At 59.0% G+C, this 21142-nt stretch carries 19 protein-coding genes and 4 pseudogenes; 11 read left to right on the top strand and 12 right to left on the bottom strand.

What is annotated here, in order from left to right:
- The first annotated feature begins 258 nt into the window (after positions 1-258).
- The gene (locus BPNPMPFG_RS42840) at positions 259-1041 is read left to right on the top strand and encodes an AAA family ATPase (protein ID WP_258599329.1); all 783 of its coding nucleotides are present in this window, start codon (positions 259-261) and stop codon (positions 1039-1041) included.
- A 256-nt stretch (positions 1042-1297) separates the two neighbouring features.
- Here BPNPMPFG_RS42840 and BPNPMPFG_RS43600 read toward each other — a convergent pair whose 3' ends face one another.
- From BPNPMPFG_RS43600 to BPNPMPFG_RS42815, 6 genes and pseudogenes are all read right to left on the bottom strand, one after another.
- Positions 1298-1546, bottom strand: coding sequence for a DUF982 domain-containing protein (locus tag BPNPMPFG_RS43600; protein WP_413776981.1), 249 nt, complete (start codon positions 1544-1546; stop codon positions 1298-1300).
- A gap of 78 nt (positions 1547-1624) precedes the next feature.
- The gene (locus BPNPMPFG_RS43075; RefSeq protein ID WP_319946075.1) at positions 1625-1825 is read right to left on the bottom strand and encodes an NAD(P)-binding protein; all 201 of its coding nucleotides are present in this window, start codon (positions 1823-1825) and stop codon (positions 1625-1627) included.
- Positions 1826-1902: 77 nt separating this feature from the next.
- A pseudogene (locus tag BPNPMPFG_RS42830) lies at positions 1903-2221 on the bottom strand (ArsR/SmtB family transcription factor).
- Between the two features lie 147 nt (positions 2222-2368).
- Entirely contained in the window at positions 2369-3643 is a 1275-nt protein-coding gene (locus BPNPMPFG_RS42825; protein WP_258599328.1) for a type II toxin-antitoxin system HipA family toxin, read from the bottom strand.
- Positions 3644-3646: 3 nt separating this feature from the next.
- Positions 3647-4003, bottom strand: a complete 357-nt coding sequence (locus BPNPMPFG_RS42820) for a helix-turn-helix domain-containing protein (protein ID WP_258599326.1) — start codon at positions 4001-4003, stop codon at positions 3647-3649.
- A 688-nt stretch (positions 4004-4691) separates the two neighbouring features.
- Positions 4692-5486 (bottom strand): manganese efflux pump, encoded by a 795-nt coding sequence (locus tag BPNPMPFG_RS42815; RefSeq protein ID WP_258599325.1) that lies wholly within the window; start codon positions 5484-5486, stop codon positions 4692-4694.
- A 252-nt stretch (positions 5487-5738) separates the two neighbouring features.
- Between BPNPMPFG_RS42815 and BPNPMPFG_RS42810 the strand changes: the two genes are divergently transcribed.
- Positions 5739-6428, top strand: a complete 690-nt coding sequence (locus BPNPMPFG_RS42810; protein ID WP_258599324.1) for a DUF899 family protein — start codon at positions 5739-5741, stop codon at positions 6426-6428.
- 65 nt (positions 6429-6493) lie between these two features.
- On the opposite strand, the pseudogene BPNPMPFG_RS42805 reads toward BPNPMPFG_RS42810, so the two are convergent.
- The 4 genes and pseudogenes from BPNPMPFG_RS42805 to BPNPMPFG_RS42790 all read right to left on the bottom strand — a co-directional run.
- Positions 6494-6699: pseudogene (locus tag BPNPMPFG_RS42805) on the bottom strand (sensor histidine kinase); the annotation flags it as partial.
- 45 nt (positions 6700-6744) lie between these two features.
- Positions 6745-8391 (bottom strand): ABC transporter substrate-binding protein, encoded by a 1647-nt coding sequence (locus tag BPNPMPFG_RS42800; protein ID WP_258599323.1) that lies wholly within the window; start codon positions 8389-8391, stop codon positions 6745-6747.
- A gap of 44 nt (positions 8392-8435) precedes the next feature.
- On the bottom strand, positions 8436-9239 hold the full coding sequence (locus BPNPMPFG_RS42795; RefSeq protein WP_413776980.1) for a 2-keto-4-pentenoate hydratase: 804 nt from the start codon (positions 9237-9239) through the stop codon (positions 8436-8438).
- A gap of 238 nt (positions 9240-9477) precedes the next feature.
- A complete protein-coding gene (locus BPNPMPFG_RS42790; RefSeq protein WP_413776987.1) occupies positions 9478-10626 on the bottom strand; it encodes a trans-sulfuration enzyme family protein in 1149 nt (382 codons plus the stop codon).
- A gap of 250 nt (positions 10627-10876) precedes the next feature.
- Here BPNPMPFG_RS42790 and BPNPMPFG_RS42785 point away from each other — a divergent pair, with 250 nt between their 5' ends.
- Both BPNPMPFG_RS42785 and BPNPMPFG_RS42780 read left to right on the top strand, forming a co-directional pair.
- A complete protein-coding gene (locus BPNPMPFG_RS42785) occupies positions 10877-11359 on the top strand; it encodes an Lrp/AsnC family transcriptional regulator (protein WP_258599321.1) in 483 nt (160 codons plus the stop codon).
- Positions 11360-11395: 36 nt separating this feature from the next.
- Complete coding sequence (locus tag BPNPMPFG_RS42780; RefSeq protein ID WP_258599320.1) at positions 11396-11863, top strand: DUF3800 domain-containing protein; 468 nt, start codon at positions 11396-11398, stop codon at positions 11861-11863.
- A 187-nt stretch (positions 11864-12050) separates the two neighbouring features.
- Here the strand turns inward: BPNPMPFG_RS42780 and BPNPMPFG_RS42775 are convergent, their stop codons facing one another.
- Positions 12051-12224 (bottom strand): hypothetical protein, encoded by a 174-nt coding sequence (locus BPNPMPFG_RS42775; protein ID WP_258599319.1) that lies wholly within the window; start codon positions 12222-12224, stop codon positions 12051-12053.
- Between the two features lie 191 nt (positions 12225-12415).
- Between BPNPMPFG_RS42775 and BPNPMPFG_RS42770 the strand changes: the two are divergent.
- Positions 12416-12562, top strand: a pseudogene (locus tag BPNPMPFG_RS42770) (DUF982 domain-containing protein); the annotation flags it as partial.
- 60 nt (positions 12563-12622) lie between these two features.
- On the opposite strand, the pseudogene BPNPMPFG_RS42765 reads toward BPNPMPFG_RS42770, so the two are convergent.
- A pseudogene (locus tag BPNPMPFG_RS42765) lies at positions 12623-13191 on the bottom strand (tyrosine-type recombinase/integrase); the annotation flags it as partial.
- Positions 13192-13806: 615 nt separating this feature from the next.
- Between BPNPMPFG_RS42765 and istA the strand changes: the two are divergent.
- The 6 genes from istA (at position 13807) to BPNPMPFG_RS42735 (ending at position 21127) form a co-directional block, all read left to right on the top strand.
- Positions 13807-15336, top strand: coding sequence for an IS21 family transposase (istA, locus tag BPNPMPFG_RS42760; RefSeq protein WP_258595114.1), 1530 nt, complete (start codon positions 13807-13809; stop codon positions 15334-15336).
- Positions 15326-16138, top strand: a complete 813-nt coding sequence (gene istB, locus BPNPMPFG_RS42755; protein ID WP_258591881.1) for an IS21-like element helper ATPase IstB — start codon at positions 15326-15328, stop codon at positions 16136-16138. The genes istA and istB overlap by 11 nt, the downstream gene beginning before the upstream one ends.
- A gap of 163 nt (positions 16139-16301) precedes the next feature.
- Entirely contained in the window at positions 16302-17684 is a 1383-nt protein-coding gene (gene ltrA, locus BPNPMPFG_RS42750; RefSeq protein WP_318036874.1) for a group II intron reverse transcriptase/maturase, read from the top strand.
- Positions 17685-17935: 251 nt separating this feature from the next.
- Complete coding sequence (locus tag BPNPMPFG_RS42745) at positions 17936-18664, top strand: MATE family efflux transporter (RefSeq protein WP_258599318.1); 729 nt, start codon at positions 17936-17938, stop codon at positions 18662-18664.
- Between the two features lie 12 nt (positions 18665-18676).
- Complete coding sequence (locus BPNPMPFG_RS42740) at positions 18677-18961, top strand: hypothetical protein (protein ID WP_258599317.1); 285 nt, start codon at positions 18677-18679, stop codon at positions 18959-18961.
- Positions 18962-19048: 87 nt separating this feature from the next.
- Entirely contained in the window at positions 19049-21127 is a 2079-nt protein-coding gene (locus BPNPMPFG_RS42735; protein WP_258599316.1) for a coiled-coil domain-containing protein, read from the top strand.
- Positions 21128-21142 lie beyond the last annotated feature (15 nt).

Raw genomic sequence — 21142 nt, 5'->3', positions numbered from 1 at the left:
CCGTTTACCGTTCCGTTCTTCACAAAGGCTGGCCTCGCTCGGAGCTTCCCGATCCCTGGGGTTACGTGGAAGACGAGCATATGGAGAGTACCCCTAAATATCGGCTTAGCTTCATCCGTTCGAGGGATGCAAAGCCTCGAACCCTCTGGAAGCCTCACTACCAGAATGTACGCCGCTCGCCCTATCGAAGCGACAATGTCAACCTCTCAGCCTCGTCGCGCCGGTAGCGAGAGTTGCCATAATCGGGTCTGACCTAGAATGATCATTGAACTCTTCGGGCCGCCCGGATGCGGCAAGACTACGTTTGCGCACGCGCTCGCCCGGCGGCTGTGCGGGAGAGGGTTTCGTGCCAAAGTTGCCCTCAGTTACCAAGCTAGCAACAGGTCAGGACCCTTCGATCTCGGAATATTCTATTTTATTCTCAGAATCGCATCGGCAATGTTTTCAACGTCAAAAATATTGCTCTCCTCCAAAGGAAGCGGCAACGAACTTTCCATTTCGTTGTCCATGGTAAGACTAATTCCGCCAAAAAGACGAATATGGCGGGCTCGATTGTGGCAATATATTTTACATCTATCACACTGCTGGGATCAGGCGAAGCAATCGACCGAGATAATAATATTCGACCAGGGTTACGTTCAAGCCATTGGATCACTGGCAATGTTCAATGGAGGCTCGGACACTGTCGCGCTCGCAAAGGCGCTCAGCCTCGCGCCCGAGGCTGATTTCGCGGTCAGGCTTATCGTGCCACCTGGGGTCGTGGAGGCGCGCTTGCGGCACCGAATGGAACACGAGCCGCCCGCGGAACGAATTTTCGAGGCCGATCCTAATATAAATATGCGCTCTTTTGGCTTATTTGAAATTATAAACAACATTCTTGTTGAATCTGATCGAAAAGTCATTTCTATTGCACCTCTCGACGATCAATCAACATTTAAAAGTATCAGCCGTGTCGAGCAACAGGTTATTTCGATGCTTTCGCAGGCTGATGGCGGGCCTGCAGCCAAAAAGGGGGCAATGACAAGCGCTCGACGCCGATGAAAATCGCGATGCGAGAAAGTAGCGCCGAAGGAGGTGGAAAACGTGCTGATGAGCTTCTCGGGCAGGCGGTGAAGGCGTTTGTCACTCACCGCAAAGCGCAAGGTTCCGTGTCAAAGGAGGCAGCAAGAAACCGCCGTTTGAAAATTAGGGGCCACGTTCAGCACCCCGCCCGGCGTTTTTATCGCCCCGTCGGCTGCACACGCTGATCGTGCATTTCTGCTCCTTCCCGGCCTTCTTCGGCGCTTCCAAGGAGCGTTCAGCGCCTTGGAGTTTGGTCCCGCAAAACGCCGGCCTCCGTTGCGGCAACTATGAATGCGTTGCGCGCTTCGTCTGGCTTGATGCCACCGACCAAAGCGCTATAGCAAATCGGAAAGGCCTTCTTTGTCTTCGGGCCGACCCTCGGCCATGTCCGCATCTGCTCAATGCAGCCTTCGACCGATCGAACGCCGAGCGTGTCGCCTGTCGCGAGTTCCTTGACGTTAACGGGCGGCGAAATCCAATGCACTGTCGATCTTCGCGCCGGCCGTTGTGCTTTGCAATGCCCGCCAACCAACCCTACGAGCCCAAGGCGGCGGCAACCATCCTAAGCGGACATACCGCCGTTGTGTGCATGGCCGGCCGCGGGAGTTTTCAAACGGACCCTTAGGGGCATCTCGCAAGCTGACCAATAAGATCGAAAAGAACACGCCAAAGGCCCAAGGTTATTGCGTTCGAAGATAATCGGGCGGATGCCGCGTTCGACGAGGTGCGCCGCGGCGGCGAGGCCGACCGGGCCTGCGCCGATGATCGCTACGCGGGAGGTTCGCCATCATTTCCATATGTTCTATCCTTCCGGTATCTTCGAATTATCCAGGCAAAAAATTACGCCACGGCTTCGCTGACCGAAGGCGCGCACTTCGCTTCGGCACAGCACTCGTCAGCCAGATAGCCGATCAGCCCATTCATGGCGGGATAGTTGGCGCGGCAGATCAGCGTCGTCGCCTGCCGTTCCTGGGTGACAAGGTCCGTTTCGACCAGCCGCTTGAGGTGATGCGAGAGCGTCGATGAAGGGATTTCGAGCTTCTCCTGGATACTGCCGACAGGAAGCCCGTCCTCCCCGGCACGGACCAGGATGCGGTAGGGATGAAGGCGGGTCGGGTTGCCGAGCGCTTCGAGCTGAGGCTGCTTTTTCGAGTTTCATGGAAAAAAGCGACGCGACGCATATCGAACCGTCAAACATAATTTCGAAAAATGCGGAAATATGAGATCCCATCGTGACCGTCAGGAAACAACAATGCTCGATCAGGCATATATTCTGTTGAATATGCCTTAATGGGCATGCTTCATCTCAAGGCAGAAATGTCACTCCGACCTCATTGGTCAAGGCGAGTTTAGCGGTGCGCTCCAGCAATTTGTCCCTGTAGCCTTCGGGCATCGGCAAATCACGGATCAATGACGGCCATTCATCCGCCGCTTGCTCGGCCGTCGCGATTATTTCTTTCCTTGCTCGTTCCGTGGGAATTCCACAGAGTTCGGCAGCTCGCTCGAACCTGCTCAGGCCAATGATTTCTGAATTTCTGCTGTTGCGGAATTTCAGGGCCATTTCGTTTGAATGGTCGTAGACGTAGGCAGCCACGATGTCATAGGCAGGGCTCAATTCACCGCGGGTCGGCACGGGATACCAGAGCGACCAGTTTTTCAGATGGGCGTCATTGTTGCCCAGGAGCAAGTTGACCGCGACGCGCTTCGCTGCTTGCAGGAACGGCTTGGTACCGCCTCCGCCCAATCGAGTGGCGATGTTCAACACGGTTTCTTCGTTGGCGGCGAAATATTTCTGGTCACCGCTGACGCCCATCACCTGGGAAAAATCCTCCATATGCACGCGCATGCCGTCGTCTGTGCGGTCGAAACGCTTTACCGCAAGCACCTGAGAACCCGCTTGGAGGAACTCTTCCTTGATGCCGTGGACCGACTCTGTCGGCAGCAGCTCGAAAAACGGCACGGTTACGCCCACTGTTTCGGCCAGTTTCATCGACGTGTATTCGACTTCCGGCAAGTACGGGAATTTTTCGCTTGGAAGCTTCGCAATGATGTCACCGTTCCGGCCCGTCGCGGGGAAAGTCAGTCTGTCGCCCTGCTTCAGCATCGACATCTTCAACTGCACTCCGGCCAGCGAGAACCTGATCAGGGCCTGATCCCCGCGGGTCTCCCTCACCCTTTGGAGATCCGGGTCGAGCGCTTCCTCCGCCCTGACGACAACCGCACCGGGGAGATCCTCGCCAAGCCAATTGAGCACGTCGAAATTCGACGTCTTGCCAGTCGGCAGTCCCCTATTCACCAATTCACGCAACGCACCTTCCGGAAGCAGGTTCAGGAACCACGGGGGCAGGTCGCGCCCGCCGGAAAGCATTGGTCCCGATCGTAGTCGCTGCACAGTTTTCGCTTCGTCGCCGATGCGCAGCAAGGCGGAACTGAGGATGGGGCGATCCTGGCCGAGGTCGATGTAGGATTGATCAATGTCGAAATGGACCATCGATCCGGTGTCCCGGACCAACGACCCCACTCGGGTCGACAAACCTCCAGCCTCAAGATAGACCCCAAGCAGCTCAATTTTCTTGGCCATTGTTCAGTGTCCAGGCCTTTTTCGTTGGTCATCATCATCATCATCATCATCGGCGTCGGGGATAAACAGTTCGTCGATCAGGCTGTCAGCCTGGCGCGCGACAGCCGGATTGCGCTCACTATCCAAACAGGAGGACACAATGCTTCTTACCTGGACAAGAGCCTTGCGCGGAACGAATACGATCTCGGAATCCAGGGCGGCCGCGATCGCGTAGAGCGTCGCGCTTTCTGGGTTGATCCCACCTCTTTCCACCTTTGAAACATACGCCTGGGTGGTACCGACGAGATTGGCTAGTTCTCCTTGCGTCATGTTTCGGCTTCGACGCAAATCCCGGATGGCGGTCAGGAATCTGTAAATCATGGTCGACGTCCCTTCTGCTGCAAACCTATCACAGACGAGTCGCCATTGACAACACAATATGTCTATTAAGGCATTAATTTTAAAAAAAATGTCTTAATAGGCATAGATTTAGCTGAGGTGGCTGCGCAGCGAGCCGCAAAACATTGGGATGGTCCGCCTTATGGAAACGCGGACGGCGAGAACTGCCCCCGTCGATATTGGAATATGAATCCTTCGACATCCGGCTTGAGTAAAACGACGCGCCTGCCCGTAGCTAATGTGCCCTGCCGCCCGCTCTACGCAGCCTGCAACTCGGCCTTGGTTGGCTCGCGCACGACAAGGCCAGGCCCGATCAGGATCACAGCCCCTCTGGCCAGCACCGTCGGCGACGGGCGCTTATTCAGGAAAATGAAGGCTATGAACCGCCGATGATCGGTATGAGCAGCGCAAACGGCGCGACCTGGTCGATGCGATATCGGCGAAGCAGGCCATACAGATGCCGCAGGCCGCCACGAAGCCACCGAGAGCCAGCACGGCGATGGCAGTCACTGCGCGCGGCGGAGCCATGGTGCGTGAGGAGCGCGTCATCAAGGGACGTCAAAAAGCGCCATCGTCCCATTCCTCAACGAAAACCTGGGCGCTGGGAGTTGGCTTGCTTCGCTGCTTTTCAATCCCCTGCAGCGAAATACCCCTGTGTCGCTGGCGTCTTCTACCAAACTTGTCGAATCGCGAGGGCAACCAGAATAATCCCGCTTGCCAATGTGCCGAACCGGCCGATGTCCAAGCGCCCGACCCTGATTTGCGCCGCATGGCGGCCGAGCGCCACTCCGGCCACGATTGTGAGGAAACTCCCGATGGATGCGGCAGAAGCGACGACAGTCGGTGCCATGTTGAGGATTCCGGCGCTTACGGCGTTTGCAAGCGCGTTTGCGGAAAGCGCAACGCCGAGAACCACCGCCTCGAAAGGTCCAACCTTGTCGCCTTTGACAGCGAGAGCACGAGCAAACCAGTTTGCTATCGGATGGCCGTCATTTGGGGAATTCGCTCGCTCATGTGTCGCCGACAGCGCCATGAACAGGACCCGCACCCCTATGAGCAACAAGAGGCCAGCACCCGCGATGTCCGGCAGGTCGCCAGGCAGCACCTGGCCTATCCACTCGCCGAACACCATTCCTACTTCGCTAAAGGCAAAGCAAATCGCAGCAATGACCAGATTGGCGAAGAAACCTATTCGGATGCCCCGCACCCCATAAGACATCCCGACTGCCAGATTGTCGATGTTGGAGGCAACCGCCAACCCGATGATGAAGTACCAATGCATGTTTGCGGCAACTTTCAGACGGTGGGCGAGGAAGGCGGTTTCAGACGATCCCTCATAGACAAATCGGCATGGCTTGAGAATGGTGGCGATTTCGGGGCCACAATTGGTATTGAGGTGCCGTGCATCGACCCTCTTGGGGACGTTACACGCCGGCGCCGCCTCGCGCCGAGGTCTTATGGACAAAAAGCAGCTCGCTGTCGTCCTGGCTGGTCATCACCAAATCGCTGGAAGGGGCAATCGTAAGCGAGTCTGGATCGGTGAGGTTGATGGTTGCGCCGTATTCGCAGCCGGCCTTGAAACCGCCTCTAGCCTCTCCATTTGCCTTGGTGGCACACAACTTCAGGACGGGGAAGCGCCGCGTTCCTCCCCGCAAAGTGTTGCGATGTGCCGCAGCCAGCGGTCTAGAGAGTGCTGGCTTCAGGAGGAGAGACGGTCATGAGTGAACTGCGCTATCCAAACGAAAGCAGAGCGTATCGCGATGCGCGCGACGCGTTGCTCAAAGACGAACAAGAGCTTGTCGAGAAAGTAAAATCCGTGGCGGAAAAGCGCCGCAATCTCCCTCTCGGCGGGCAGTTGAAGGAGAATTACGTCTTCCAATGGGCAAACGATGGGAAAGTAGGGAAGCGCGTGAAATTCTCCGACCTCTTCGGGGACAAGGACGCCCTGCTGCTTTACTCATTCATGTATGGTCCGAACTGGGACAATCCCTGTCCCTCCTGCACGTCACTGGTCGATGGTTTCGATCGCAGCTGGTATCAGGTCACTCAAAACGCCGCGTTTGTCGCCATTGCCAAAGCCTCGGCCGAACAGATCAACGCCTGGGCCAAAAAACGCGGATGGTCGCAGATCGCTTTGGTCTCGGGATCGGACTCTGCCTATCAGGCCGATTACAAATGCCAGGGAGAATCCGACGACATGCAATTGCCGGTGATGCATGTATTCAGGAGGCAGGATGGAAAGGTCTTTCATTTCTGGGGAACCGAGCTGTCGGGGAACCATGTCGACACGGTGTGGCCGTATTGGAATCTCATGGACTTTACGCCGGAGGGTCGGCCGGATATTCCCACGCCGCCACAGAACTTCAGGTCCGAATTCCTGGAGAAGAACTATCTCAACAAGGAATAGGCGGGGAAGCTTCGCCTGCAGCAGCTTACTGATGTCCACAGGAACTGCCATATCTATTCAGTTGGCTATTCTGCGGCTGGAAAACCCACGATGACCGTCAGACCGGCCGGCGATCATCAAGGACAACGGACGCGTCGTGCAGATCGACTATGGCCCGCACAAGGCTGAGACCAAGGCCGCTGCCGGGCGCAGTCCGGCTGCTGTCGAGCCGATAGAGCCGTTGGAACACCTTGTCGCGCTCCTCGGCCGGAATTCCCGGCCCATTGTCGCTGAAGCCCTTGGCTTGCTCTGCGCACTCAGCGCGTGTGGTGGGCCGTCAGGCGCCCAGCCACACCTTCTCGAAATGCAACTCGTTTAGCGGATGGGCGCGATGGTTCTTAACGCGTGCCACGAAGTGGACGAAAATCTTGCGCCAGTAGGGCTGGATGATCACCCCGGAATCCTGCAGGATTTTCTCGACATCCTGCATGACCGCCTGGCGCTTCTCGACGTCGGCGATGGAGAGCGCGTCGTTGAGCTTGGCGTCGAATTCCTTGTTCGAAAAGGCCGTTTCGTTCCAGGCTTCCCCGGACCGATAAGCAAGCGCGAGAACCTGCACGCCCAGCGGACGCATGGTCCATCCCGTCAGCGAGAATGGGAATTTCGTCCAGTCGTTCCAGAAGGTCGAGCCCGGCAGCACCGTGCGTTTGACCTTGAAACCCGCTTCCCTGATCTGCGCGGCAATCGCGTCTCCGGTGTTCCTGTGCCAATCTTCGTCGTCGCTGATCAATTCGTGTTCGAAATCGAGCTGACCGGCTTCCTGCATGAGTGCCTTGGCCTTGTCGATGTCGCGAGAGACCTTGGGTAGCGCGAAATATTCGGGATGGATCGGGCATACGTGGTGGTTCTCGGCCACGCTGCCACGACCGCCATATCCAAGTTGAAGGATGGCAGCATTATCGACCGCAAGCTGCATGGCCTTGCGCACGCGCTGGTCGTCATAGGGTTTGTTGCTCATGTTGAAGCGAGCGATCAGAGTGCCGGCGGTAAGCACCTCGCTGCGCGAAAGGCCCATCGCGTCGAACCCCGCAACCTGATCGCCGGTGGTTTCGAAATTGGCATGCACTTCACCGGATTCGAAAGCGCTGGCCAGCGCGTTGGGGTCGCTGCCGTAGTCGATGAATTCGACGCCATCGAGATATGTCTCGCCACCCCACCAACCGCTTTCACGCCGCTTGAACACTGCCCGAACGGACGTGTCGAAGGACACGAGTTCAAAGGGACCGGTGCCGATCGGATTCTTGACCAGATTCTTGCCGGTTTCCTCAAAGCTGCGGTGCACGAGCAAGGCCGGAAAATCCGCGAAACTCGCGATGATGGAGATATCCGAATTCGCAAGAGTCAGCTTGATCGTGTGATCGTCGACCTTGGTGATCGCGCCGTCGCGTAACTTGCCAGTCGCCGGATCGACAAGGGCTGCCATGCGGCCGGCCATGGAATTGCCTTCCGCTTTCTTGTCGCACCAGCGGTTGAGGTTGAAGAATGCGTCGTCGGCGTTGAAATCGTCGCCGTTGTTCCATTTGACGCCCTTGCGCAGATGCAGGACATATTCGGTCGCGTCGTCATTGACGTCCCAACTTTCGAGAAGAACGGGCTCGAAGGTGAAATCGGCGGTGTATTTGACGAAGGGCTCGAGCATCTGGCGTCCCAGATTGCCCATCTCACCCCAGTCGAATGTCCGGGGATCCTTCAGCTCCTTGACCAGCATTCCAACCTTGATCACGCCGCCCTTCCTGGGCTCCTCCGCCCGCGCGGGCACAGGCGCTGACAGGCCCAGCAAGCCATAGGCAGCCGCGGCCGACAGTCCCATCGTGCTGGCGATGGTCAGGAATTCGCGCCTGTCCATCCTATTGGCCATGGCCATCTCGGCCATCTGCGTGACGGCCGCAGGTACAGGCTTTTCGTTTCGATTGTGAAGGGTCATTGCACATTCCTTTCAGGGTGAAAGTTGATACCGGCAACTAATCGTCACCGGAAGGAAACTTCGATGGTGCCGAGCGGACCATAGTCAGCGTGAATATTGTCCCCGCCGGCAACGGAGACCGACCGAGCAAAAGCGCCGGACATGACGATATCGCCCTTGCGCAGGCTCTGGCCTTTTTCGAGGAGCCTATTGGCCAGCCAAGCCACACACGCGCCGGGATGCCCCATGCCGACTGCGGAAACGCCGGATTCTTCGACAAGGCCGTTGCGGGACAAAGTGGCCCCTATCCAGGCCGCATCGATGTCGTTCGGGCGAAAGCGCTGCGCGGAAAGGACAATGGCGGCAAAGGCCGAATTGTCGGCGATCGTATCCGAGATCGTGCGCGGGCTGTTCATGCGGTGATCGACGACTTCCAGGGCCGGGATGATGAACTCCGTGGCCGCCATGATGTCGTCCAACGACATGTCACGCTCGGTAATGTCGCGTCTCATGACGAAAGCAAGTTCGACCTCGACATGCGGCCTTATGAATTTGGCCGCCGAAAGCCAGGCCCCCGAATCGTAGACGGCGCCACGCATGATCCGCCCATGGATCGGTTCGGTCAGGTTCGATGCAAGTTGCGCCGATCGCAAGGTCAGGCCGATCTTGTAGCCGGCAAAGCTGGCGCCCTCCTGTTGACGGGCCTGTGCAAGGAGGTCCTGGATCCGGTATGCGTCATCCACACTAAGCTGGGGATATTCTCCGCTGAGCGGCGGCATGGCCTGCGCCTGTTGCGCGGCGCGCAAGATCGCCTCCGCCGCCTTCTGAAACTGCGAGTCAGGCTGGATAGCTGCCTGGGTCTCACGCATCTGGAGCCCCAGATCTGATCGACGATAATCTTGCCTGACGCGCGACCAAGGGCGAGGTGACGAAAGGAATCGGCGGCGTGCTCGGACTCGAAGAGTGGTGGCCGCAGCGAGACTGTTGATCAAACAACTTCATTTCTCTACCTCCATTTTTCACTTGGCTTTTTGGTCAGTTGCCGGCGATGAACGGCGGTGCCAATAATCAAGCGTGGCGCATGCACAACATTCGTGTCGTTAAGCTCTAACTGCCGATACTTGCGTCAAGCGCCGAAAACAGATCGTCGATCAGATCTGCCGTGGCCTCGATCCCGACAGACAGACGCAAGAGGCTCGGATCGACATGTGAATCCGGTCCTTCGATTGCCTCACGCCGCTCGATCAGGCTTTCTACGCCCCCCAGCGACGTTGCCGGCTTCCATATATGCGTGCGCGTCAGGACCCGGTCTGCCTGGCTCGCCCCGCCGGCGACAACGATGGAGAGCATGCCGCCGAACCCGCCCGTCATCTGGCGGGCAGCCAGAGAATGACCCGGATGCGTTGGCAGGCCGGGGTAAAAAACTGCGGTGACCTTCGGATGTCGTTCAAGTGCGTCAGCCAAAGCCATTGCAGATTCGCAAGACCGGGCGACGCGCAGGTGGAGCGTGCGCATGCCCCGCAGAAGCAGCGCGGACTGAAACTGGCCGAGGATGCCGCCGTGATAGTCGCGGTTGAATACGACCCGCTCCCAGAAGCTGTCGTTGGCCGCAGTCAGCGCCGCCCCCGCCAGGACGTCGCTGTGCCCATTCAGATATTTGGTAGCCGAGTGAACGACAATGTCCGCACCAAACTTGATCGGCTGGGTGAGTACCGGCGTCGCGACAGTGCTGTCGACGACAAGCTTGGCGCCTGCCTCGTGCGCAATTTCGGCCAGGTTCGCAATGTCATAAATATGCCAATGCGGATTGGACGGCGTCTCAAGCCAAACAAGACGCGTCACGCCCGGGATCACGGCGGCACGGACCTTGTCTTGGTCGGTCATGTCGACATGGTCGATCCGCGTGCCCCAATGGGCCGCGTACGCCTTCAGCCAGGTCTTGAGGCCGTGATACATGTCGATGGGAAACACGCAATGATCGCCAGGCCGGAGCGCCATGACGACCGCGGTCATGGCCGACATGCCTGAGCCAAACAGACGGCAGTCGGCCGCCCCCTCGAGGACTTTCAGCGTTGCCTCGGGCTTCTCCAACCCCGGATAGCCATAGCGGCTGTAGCTCCACCCAGTCGACGAATAGCCTTCGGACGGACGCAGAAAGGTCGTCGCCAGATGGATAGGAGGAACGACCGCACCGGTGAGATCGTGCCCTTCGCCGGCACCTTGGGCGAGTATTGTATCAGGGACGTAAGACGGCATGCGGACCTGTGATCCATCAAATGGGCATGAAGCGCTCGGCTCCAGGGCCGACAAGCTCTTCCCCCAACAATGGCATCCGCACGCCCTATGGTTTTCTCTTTTTTGGTACGCCAACCGGCAAATTTATAACCGGTACGCCGCGTGAGCGCATAAAACCGACATTGTCATCGCAACGTGTCGTTCTTCCGGCCTTGCTCTAGGGAACAGTTGCGCCTAGCTGGACTACCTCGGTAGCCACATGGAGCGTGCAATGTCTTCCCCCAGAGTGGGTCTGGATCGCACTGATCGAAAACTGCTGAACCTGCTTCAGCAGTCCAGTTTGCTGACCGTTCAGCAGCTGGCCGACAAAGTGGGCATTTCTCAACCGGCATGCCACCGGCGGATCCGCCGCCTGCGTGATACCGGCGTGATTGTTGGCGACGTATCCGTCGTCAACCGAGCGCATGCGGAGCGCAAGATGGCAATCTGGATTGAGATATCCCTGTCGTCCCATCAGCTTAATATGTTCAATGAGCTGCTGGATGTGTTGAGGGCTTCGCCATACATATCATGCTGCGACGTCATAACCGGCGACACAGACATACTTGTTTGCGTCAACGTCGTGGACATGGATGAATTTCGCGAAGTGACGCGCGAATTCATGCGGAGATGCCCTATCATCAAGACATACCGATCGATTACTGTGGCGCATCATGTAAAACTACAGACGATCCATTTTTTCGATGAGGCATGAATCGCCGCATCTGAAAAGTGACTGGCGATTATCCGGTTGACAAACCCAATCTACACGTTTTCTCTGCAATCAATCTACACTGATTTCCAGAATTACCTTACTCAAGAGGGAGACGTCGGCTTCGTGATCGTGGATAGCAGATTGAAGCATTTGAACACACCGGTCGCACATTCGATCTTCACCCAAAAGTTCAAGGGTACGGGCGATTCCAATGACCGGATAATCGAGCTTCCAGCTTTCTCACATAGCGACAATCATGCGGGCACTCAAATGGCCGATATGATTTGCTCTGCTATTATGACCCCTATCGTTGTTGAGACGTATTGCCGTGGGCACATCACCAGCGTCCACGTTCGACCAGGGTATGACCGGTTGAAGGCAGCGTTCGCCGGGAAGGTGCGTACTCTGCAACACCGATATAGGGAAGCGAGCGGCAGAGACCGTGGTGGGTTTACCGTTTCAGACGACATCGGCCAACGGGCTGGCGGCCTTATGTTCCGTTAGAAGGGGCGTGTCTACAAGCCCTGTAGCCATCCCCCTACGGCTGGATAGCGCTTCGTTGCTCATCATTTTAGCGGATGCTAAATATGGCAGGCGGCATACCCCCTCAAACAATGCCGCAGTGACCGACGCGGGCAAATGCTGTCTCACCGGTATCCGCGTCGGTCATTTGCCTGCGGTTGGGCAGCGCCTAGCGTTTGGCCGCGTAAGCCATTTCAGCGAGTGGCTTCAGGGTGCGAGCGTCTTTGAGAATTCTCGCGGCTTCCTCTTTGGTGAGGCCGCATTTGCGGGCGTAGTATTCCGCCTCGGTCGCTCTTTCACGATCGATTGGGGATTCGCTCTTTTGCTTTGCCTTCTTGCCCATTGGCTTTTCCCGCCGCGCCCAATGAACGAATCTTAGCATATTTGTTGATTTTGCTCCAATGAAGCGGAGCGTACCGGCCTGTCAGGTTTATTGCCACCAAGTGATTGTCGCGATGTAGGCCTTGGCCAACTATTCGATCCCCCGCTCAGAAATTTCTACCCAACATTCCCGACCTCCATTAGCTTGCCATCATGGCCCTCCATTGGTTCAACCCTCCGGTCTACGTCAGAGCCGATCGCCCAGGTATCCGCTTCGGGGTCAGCCACGTCGAGGGTGCAGCCGAGCAGCTCCTGAAGTGGACCAATCGAGGGCCCAAGTGGAAGCAGGCGGTTGAGACCTGCGTGGCTGCGATAGAAGGTAACGTGCCATCTCAGGATGCCCGTAAGGCATTCGAGGCTTCCGTCCTTCCACCACAGGTGCAGCAGGATGAGCAGACCGGCCGGGAGCATGGCGTTGCGGTACTGCCCGCCTTTGCCACGCTCGACCCGGATCATCATTCGTTCGCTGTCGATGTCGCGCACTTTGAGCATCGAGACCTCTGCCACCCGCAGGCCCGCGCCATAGGCAACCGACAGCGCGGCCTGATGCTTGAGGCAGGTGGTCGCGTCCAGCAAACGGGCCACCTCTTCGCAGCTCAGCACGACCGGCAGCTTGCGGGATGGCTCACGCGAACCATCCTGCGAGCGAGGTCCGGCCGGTCGCGCGTGTGGTCAAAGAAGAACCGTAGCGCCGACACGATGCCGTTCATGGTCGGCACCGGCACTCCGGCCTCACGCTGTTCGACCTGGAACCGACGCACGTTGTCTGCGGTCGCCGTGTCAGGTGAACGCCTCAGGAATGTCGCGAAGCGCGCGACGTCGCGGATGTAGTTGCGCTGCGTCTCGCGCGAGAAGCGCCGCATGTTCATGTCGTCGATCAGCCGCTGACGCAGCGGGCCGAGGGGGATATTGGGAATGAGCTCATTCATCTTTCGTCTCCTCAGGTTGAAGGAGACGAAATGTTCCGCCCTCGCCGGGCGACGCTCAATCGAAGCGTCAGGACAGCAGGCTGGCCGCTACCTCACCGCACGCACCAATCCCGCGCAGCGGGTTCGTTGTGTGCCCAGCATGTTCAACCGCTTGGGGGTGAGAGTCCCTTAGCCAACCTGATGGAGGTGAAGGCTTAGCAAAGCGCAAGGGCATTACCGCGAGGTGGTGTCTGAAGGAAGCGTGGAGCAAAACCGCGACCTGACGAACAGAAACCGGATATGAGGCATCCCTGGCTGGACGAGCGGGCAACGTGTCGCGAAGTCCATATCCATCAAGGGGCAGGGCTGTAGATCCGGCAGGTGCGCGGGGAAGGCGATTGAACTTACCTGGGGAGGCCTGCGTCATGTTCCGACTTCGGAACTGAGGGAACCGCAAGGTGACCTGACCGTGATGCAGGAGTCAGCAGAGGGCATAGTAGGTGATGCTGTCGGTAAGGCTAGTGATGTTGATTTCCACTAGGAACTGACCCGGCAACACAGGATATTTCCATCGAGAATTGACCCATGTTTGAACCTTGCCCCGCGTTTTTCAGCGGGGGCTACGGAGTGATCGACATGGCGTTATTGAGCGTGATCCGACGCTGGCATTTTCGAGAGCATTTATCGATCCGGGAGATTTGCCGCAGGACCGGCCTGTCTCGGAATACCATTCGCAAATACCTTCGCCTGGGCGGCGTGGAGCCGAAGTTCATGGTTCCCGAGCGGCCTAGCAAGCTTGATCCTTTTGCCGACCGATTGTCAGCCTGGCTGAAGACGGAAGCCAAAAAGAACCGCAAGCAGAAACGCACGATGAAGCAGTTGCATGCCGATCTTGTGAGCCTCGGCTATGAGGGGTCCTATGGTCGTGTTGCTGCTTTTGCTCGGGAGTGGAAGGCGGATCTGCAGAGAGAATTACAGACTTCGGGGCGTGGGACTTTCGTTCCACTAGCCTTCGATCCGGGTGAGGCTTTCCAGTTCGACTGGTCGGAAGACTGGGCGATCATCGGCAATGAACGCACCAAGCTACAGGTGGCCCACACGAAGCTCAGTTACAGCCGGGCCTTCACCGTTCGAGCTTACCTTCTGCAGACGCATGAGATGCTGTTCGACGCCCACGACCATGCTTTCCGCGTCTTAGGTGGCGTGCCTGGGCGCGGCATCTACGACAACATGAAGACCGCCATCGACAAGGTCGGGCGTGGCAAGGATCGCGACGTCAATGTCCGCTTCATGGCCATGGCCAGCCACTACCTGTTCGAGCCCGAGTTTTGCAATCCAGCGTCTGGCTGGGAGAAGGGCCAGGTCGAGAAGAATGTTCAGGATGCTCGCCATCGACTGTGGCAGCCGGTGCCACGCTTTCCTTCGCTGGAAGCCCTGAATGACTGGCTGGAGCTTCGATGCCAAGAGTTCTGGGCGCAGACCCCACATGGCAAAATGCGCGGCACCATCGCCGATATCTGGGCTGAGGAAGTGCAGGCTCTCATGCCGACGTCCCGACCGTTCGACGGCTTTGTCGAATATACCAAGCGGGTTACCCCGACCTGCCTCGTGCATCTGGAACGCAACCGCTACAGCGTTCCGGCATCCTTTGCCAATCGGCCGGTGAGTCTTCGGGTCTATCCGGACCGTGTCGTTGTCGCCGCGGAAGGTCTGATCATCTGCGAGCACCGACGCATCATCGACCGATCGCATGATCGGCCGGGACAGACAGTCTACGACTGGCGGCACTATCTGGCGGTCGTGCAGCGCAAGCCCGGTGCTCTTCGCAATGGCGCACCGTTCACCGAGCTTCCCGAAGCCTTCAGAATGCTGCAGCAGCAACTGCTCAAAAAGCCGGGTGGCGACCGTGAGATGGTCGATATCCTGGCGCTCGTGCTTCAGCACGACGAACAGGCCGTGCTGTCGGCCGTCGACATGGCGTTAAAATCCGGCGTTCCGACCAAGACCCATGTGCTGAACCTGCTGCATCGCCTGGTCGACGGAAAGTCCTCCACGCCGCCGCCGATCGACGCGCCACAGGCCTTGACGCTTACCAACGAGCCGAAGGCCAATGTCGAACGCTACGATGCCTTGAGGAAGACCTCGGAGGTGCGCCATGCGCCATAATCCTGCCAGCGGCGCAATCGTCATCATGTTGCGAAGCTTGAAGATGCACGGAATGGCGCAGGCTGTCGGTGAACTCACCGAACAGGGATCGCCGGCGTTCGAAGCCGCCATTCCCATCCTGTCGCAACTCCTCAAGGCCGAGACGGCAGAACGCGAGGTCCGATCGACAGTCTATCAGCTCAAGACCGCACGCTTTCCAGCCTATCGTGATCTGAACGGATTCGACTTCTCTAGTAGCGAGATCAACGAGGCTCTGGTTCGCCAACTCCACCGTTGCGCCTTCCTCGACGAAGCCAACAACATCGTTCTGGTCGGCGGACCCGGCACTGGAAAAACCCACGTTGCGACCGCCTTGGGTATCCAGGCGATCGAGCATCATCACAAGCGGGTTCGTTTCTTCTCCACGGTCGAGCTGGTCAATGCGCTCGAGCAGGAGAAGGCACAGGGTCGCTCAGGACAGATCGCCAACCGGCTTGTCCATTCCGATCTCGTCATTCTCGATGAGCTCGGATACCTGCCGTTCAGTGCATCAGGTGGCGCATTGCTCTTCCATCTGCTGAGCAAGCTCTACGAGCGCACAAGCGTCATCATCACCACCAACCTCAGCTTCAGCGAATGGGCCAGCGTCTTCGGCGATGCCAAGATGACGACAGCGCTGCTCGACCGACTGACGCATCATTGCCACATCCTCGAAACCGGAAACGACAGCTTCCGCTTCAAGAATAGCTCAGCTCATGAACCGAAAAACGCGAAGGAGAAAAACAGGAACTTGACCACCACACCAGACCCGAAACATACATAAAAGGCGGGTCAAATCTCGGTGGAAACGCCGGGTCAGTTCCTAGTGGAAATCAACAGCTAGTGAGGCACTCCAAGGCCGAAAGGCGGAGCAAATGGATAGGCCGAGCCGGAAACGATGATCGAAGGCCCGAACGACTGGAAGTGGCAACTAGGACTGGCAACTCATGAGTGGAAAGCGGCAGAAGACCCAGTGTTCACTGGCCCTGGCACCGAGGGATCGGGGTGAAGCCCCTGTCAACGGTTACCAAGGGGCCGAACCACTCGTGGCGAAGTCGGCACCCGAAAGCCCGGTTTGGACAGAACAGCTAATGGAGACGGTATGTAGCCGAGAGAATCTGGAAACAGCGTGGAAACGCGTTCGAAGCAACAAGGGTAGCCCAGGCGTGGATGGGATGACCATCGACGATGCCAAGGGCTACCTGCGTGAGCACTGGCCAAGCATCCGGTCTCGATTGCTTGAGGGAACCTATCAGCCGCAGCCGGTCAAGCGGGTCGAAATCCCCAAGCCGGACGGCGGGGTCAGAAAACTCGGCGTACCTTGCGTCGTCGACAGACTGATCCAGCAAGCCATGCTGCAGGTCCTCCAAGAGCAGTGGGACCCGACGTTCTCGGAGCACAGCTACGGCTTCCGCCCGGGACGCTCCGCCCATCAGGCAGTAGCCCAAGCGCAATGCTACATTGCCGAGGGTTACAGCTACGTGGTTGACCTCGACCTCGAAAGATTTTTCGACCGGGTTAATCACGATAGCCTGATGGCGCGCGTTGCCGCCAGGGTGTCCGATAAGCGTGCGCTCAAACTCATCCGTGCATTCCTCAATGCGGGGGTGATGGAGGACGGCCTGGTCCGTCCGGTGGACGAGGGGACCCCGCAAGGCGGCCCGCTCTCGCCCCTCCTAAGCAACCTCCTGCTCGACGATCTCGACAAGGAACTGACCCAACGTGGCCACCGTTTTTGCCGCTACGCCGACGACTGCAACATCTATGTTCGCAGCCGCCGCGCCGGCGAACGGGTCATGGCTTCCGTCAGCCGGTTCCTGACCAAGAAGCTGCGGCTGAAGGTCAACGAGGAAAAGAGCGCTGTGGCGCGACCGGAGGTGCGGAAGTTCCTGGGGTTCAGCATCTCGAATGACGGGAGCGAGCGGCGCATCGCGCCGAAGGCCCTCGACAAATTCAAGACGCTAATCCGGGACATGACACGCAGGACACGGGGGATCAGTCTGCCGCAGTTGATCAAAGAGCTGAAGCCATACCTCATCGGATGGCGCGGTTACTTCGGCTTCTGCCAGACCCCACGGGTGCTTACGAACTTGGAAGCGTGGATCCGCCGAAGACTACGCATGTATCTCTGGCGGCAATGGGGGAACGGGCACAACCGCTTCAAGGAACTGCGCCATCGTGGCGTCCCAAAGTTCAGTGCTGCGGCTGCCGCCGGTTCGCCGACGGAATTCTGGCGCATGTCAGGACACCCGGCGGTCCAACAGGCCCTGCGCAACCATTACTTCGAGTCTCTCGGCCTCCCTCGACTCCATGTCTCTGCCCAAGCTTAATCCGATCGAACCGCCGTGGTACGGACCCGTATGCCCGGTGGGGTGGGAGGGGTGGCGTCGCGAGGCGTCCCCCTATCCCGATCATCGGTCCGCTACGGTCATTCCAGATCTGGCAGCGGAGAGGGGCAAATGGCGCGGAGCCGCCTCTCGCGCATGACCCCGGGGCGCACCGAACGTGTTGAAGCAACCTTAGCCAAAATGGAATCAAATTCGCTCCGCAAAGATCGCTGGCGGCGGCGACGCTGTTCGGGATGATTGGCGCCGCTTTGATCCTTTTCTTTTCAGACCATTCGCAGAGGGCGCTTGAGGTCAGCAACCTTCTCGGCATGGCGGCGGTGCCTTTGATCACCGCCTATGCCCTCGGCGCCACACTCGTGCGGGCTTTCGGCGGCGTTGTCTCAGCCCTGTTGCCGGAGCGCATCGTGCGGGACGGTCTGCTGCTGGTGTTGGTGGGACTCGCCGCCGTGTCCGGACTACGGACCGTGGACGCGCCGTTGGTGATGTTGGCGGTGCTGGTAAGTTCGGGCATGACGGTTGGACTGGTGTTTATTACAGCGGTAAAGCTTCACCCGCCCGGCGACGCATCAAAGGAATGCATGCTCATCACCGGGCTCGATGTTTTCGTCAGCCGGGCCGGGGTGATGGTGCCGGGCTGGACCCACCATATCCGCGAAGCAAGAATCTTCGCGTTGGCATTGAACGTTGCGATGCTCGTGGGCCTCTCCCGCATCGCTGTCGTTACGATGTTTTCGCCGACGGCAGCTGATCTCTCTGCCCGAGGAGATCGGGAAGGCCTGCAGCGGCTGTTTTCGCGAGCCACCATGCTCTCCTCTGGTGGCGCCATCGCGATGGCCATTCCGCTGCTTGTGATTGTAGAACCATTTTTGAGCTATTTCGGCGCGGGTTTCACTGCAGGCACATCCATCGCGCGGGTTCTCATTCTGGGGTATGTCTTTGTTGCGCTGTGCGGACCTCAGTAGAGCCTCTTGACCATGACCGGAAACGAATGGGCTGCGGCAACAACCATGATCGCGGGTGCGCTGGCTAACATTGTAGCCTGTGGCTTGGGGGGCGCGCTATACGGTCCCGTGGGTGCCGCAGTGGGTGTCGCGCTTGCCTTGGCCATCTGGAACGTGGGTATGGCGATCTATATCGGCAAACGACTGAAAATCTTGCCTGGGTTGGTCTTTGCGTTGCTGTCGCTCAGGCAGAGCGCCGTCGGGAGCCGGCAATGGCATTGGTTTCTGCGGAACGCCACGACGTTTTCTATCCTCTGAACGGATGAAGCTAATGGCAGAGTTTCGCGTATTTTCTCTAAGATCCTTCGTTGAGACTTGAACCGCGGTCCGATCGGGGAGGCCATCGTGAAAGGCGAGCATTTCGGCGAACTGGTTCGATTCCCTCTGGAGTCCCGGCCGGTCGCTGAAGCGGATTCCACCTTGCTTGGTCGAATAGCTGCTGTTCCACCTGCAAGCGGCGTTGCCGAGTTGCCGAATGGCAGGGACTGGCTTCGCGTCAACTGGCAAAAAAAACTCTTGCTTGGTGTGTTGATCTTCGGGGCGACAATTACTCCTTCGACTGCGACCGGGCTATTCAAGCCAGCGAAGGTGGCAACTGACGATGCTTCCCAGCGCTACAGCACTTTGATCGCAAAGCTGGAGAGCCAATGTACCGCGTCTGCAGCTGAGATCGAAACGCTGCGGCAGCAGGCGACCGCCAATCACACGGAGCTGGCGCAGCTGCCAACGCAGGTGAGCGAAGCCGCCCGGCCGCCGTCGTCGGATGCCGCAGCGCTCGATCGCCTGCGGGCCGGGCTCGAAGCTGAGATCGAAACGCTGCGGCAGCAGGCGACCGCCGAGCGCACGGAGCTGGCGCAGCTGCGGACGCAGCTGAGCGAAGCGGCCGTGGCGCCGTCCTCGGATGCCGCAGCGCTCGATCGCCAGCTGACCGAACTTGTGAGTCAGATCGAAAAGTTGCAGCAGGTGGCGGCGGTCGACAGCACCAACCTCGCCCAGTTAGTCGAAAAGCTGCGGCAGGACGCGACCGCCGACCGCGCGGCCGTGGCGCAGCTGCGGACGCAGGTGAGCGAAGCCGCCCGGGCGCCTCCGCCGGATGCGCTCGATCGCCAGCGGGCTGAACTCATGGCTGAGATCGAAAAGTTGCGGCAGGACGCGACCGCCGACCGTGCGGCCGTGGCGCAGCTGCGAACGCAGGTGAGCGAAGCCGCCCGGGCGCCTCCGCCGGATGCGCTCGATCGCCATCGGGCTGAACTCGTGGCTGAGATCGAAAAGTTGCGGCAGGACGCGACCGCCGACCGTGCGGCCCTGGCGCAGCTGCGAACGCAGGTGAGCGAAGCCGCCCGGGCGCCTCCGCCGGATGCGCTCGATCGCCAGCGGGCTGAACTCATGGCTGAGATCGAAAAGTTGCGGCAGGACGCGACCGCCGACCGTGCGGCCGTGGCGCAGCTGCGGACCCAGGTGAGCGAAGCTTCGCGGGTACCACTGCCCGATGCGGCCGCGCTCGATGGCCAGCGGGCTGAGCTCGTGGCCGAGATCGAAAAGTTGCGGCAGGACGCGACCGCCGACCGTGCGGCCGTGGCGCAGCTGCGGACCCAGGTGAGCGAAGCCTCTCGGGCACCACTGCCCGATGCGGCCGCGCTCGATCGCCAACGGACCGAGCTCGTGGCCGAGATCGAAAAGTTCCGGCAGGACGCGACGATCGACCGCGCGACCATGGCGCAGCTGCGAACGCAGGTGAGCGACGTCGCCCGGGCACCGTCGCCGGATGCGGCGGCACTTGATCGCCAGCGGGCCGAACTCGTGGCCGAGATCGAAAAGTTACGGCAGGACGCGACGATCGACCGCGCGACCATGGCGCAGCTGCGAACGCAGGTGAGCGACGTCGCCCGGGCACCGTCGCCGGATGCGGCGGCACTTGATCGCCAGCGGGCCGAACTCGTGGCTCAGATCGAGAAATTGCAGCGGGAGGCGACGGACAATCATGCCGGCTTGGATCGCCTTGAAAAGCAGTTTGGTGAAGCATTTCATGCGCCACCGCGAGCGGCCAACACGCCTCCGTCCATCCTGCAGCCTCAAGAGCCGCCTCAGTCTACCGCATCCATCGGCACATCGCCTGATGTCGGTCTGCCCCCAGATACAACTCCCCGAGTCATTCTGCGCTTCGCGCGCAACCGTGATTCCGCGCGGACACGAGCGGAGACCCTGGAGCGGAGTCTGCGAGCCCAGGGTCTCGACGTCGTAAAATCCGGAGATTCACCCGCAAGCTCTCGGGCAAACGAAGTCATGTACTTTTATAATGAGGATCGACCGAGCGCAGAGCGTATAGCGGCTGGGCTTGCGGAAGCTGCTCTCATCCAGCGCCCATTTGCAGACGATGGTTCACTCCCCCGCCCAGGAACTATCGAAGTGGCAATCGGGCGGTAACCAGTAAGGTAGCGC

It is taken from the genome of Mesorhizobium sp. AR07 (assembly GCF_024746815.1).
Taxonomy (GTDB): Bacteria; Pseudomonadota; Alphaproteobacteria; order Rhizobiales; family Rhizobiaceae; genus Mesorhizobium.
The sequence above is the reverse complement of the archived record's forward strand: the minus strand, read 5'-3'. Positions and strand labels throughout refer to the sequence as shown.

Excerpts from the sequence above, each read along its gene's own strand:
- BPNPMPFG_RS42745 (WP_258599318.1), top strand. The coding sequence starts at position 17,936 with ATGATTGGCGCCGCTTTGATCCTTTTCTTTTCAGACCATTCGCAGAGG.
- istA (WP_258595114.1), top strand. The coding sequence starts at position 13,807 with ATGGCGTTATTGAGCGTGATCCGACGCTGGCATTTTCGAGAGCATTTA.
- BPNPMPFG_RS42775 (WP_258599319.1), bottom strand. The coding sequence starts at position 12,224 with ATGGGCAAGAAGGCAAAGCAAAAGAGCGAATCCCCAATCGATCGTGAA.
- BPNPMPFG_RS42785 (WP_258599321.1), top strand. The coding sequence starts at position 10,877 with ATGTCTTCCCCCAGAGTGGGTCTGGATCGCACTGATCGAAAACTGCTG.
- BPNPMPFG_RS42820 (WP_258599326.1), bottom strand. The coding sequence starts at position 4,003 with ATGATTTACAGATTCCTGACCGCCATCCGGGATTTGCGTCGAAGCCGA.
- BPNPMPFG_RS42825 (WP_258599328.1), bottom strand. The coding sequence starts at position 3,643 with ATGGCCAAGAAAATTGAGCTGCTTGGGGTCTATCTTGAGGCTGGAGGT.
- istB (WP_258591881.1), top strand. The coding sequence starts at position 15,326 with ATGCGCCATAATCCTGCCAGCGGCGCAATCGTCATCATGTTGCGAAGC.
- BPNPMPFG_RS42840 (WP_258599329.1), top strand. The coding sequence starts at position 259 with ATGATCATTGAACTCTTCGGGCCGCCCGGATGCGGCAAGACTACGTTT.
- BPNPMPFG_RS42800 (WP_258599323.1), bottom strand. The coding sequence starts at position 8,391 with ATGACCCTTCACAATCGAAACGAAAAGCCTGTACCTGCGGCCGTCACG.
- BPNPMPFG_RS42795 (WP_413776980.1), bottom strand. The coding sequence starts at position 9,239 with ATGCGTGAGACCCAGGCAGCTATCCAGCCTGACTCGCAGTTTCAGAAG.
- BPNPMPFG_RS42810 (WP_258599324.1), top strand. The coding sequence starts at position 5,739 with ATGAGTGAACTGCGCTATCCAAACGAAAGCAGAGCGTATCGCGATGCG.
- BPNPMPFG_RS42740 (WP_258599317.1), top strand. The coding sequence starts at position 18,677 with ATGACCGGAAACGAATGGGCTGCGGCAACAACCATGATCGCGGGTGCG.
- BPNPMPFG_RS42790 (WP_413776987.1), bottom strand. The coding sequence starts at position 10,626 with ATGCCGTCTTACGTCCCTGATACAATACTCGCCCAAGGTGCCGGCGAA.
- ltrA (WP_318036874.1), top strand. The coding sequence starts at position 16,302 with ATGAGTGGAAAGCGGCAGAAGACCCAGTGTTCACTGGCCCTGGCACCG.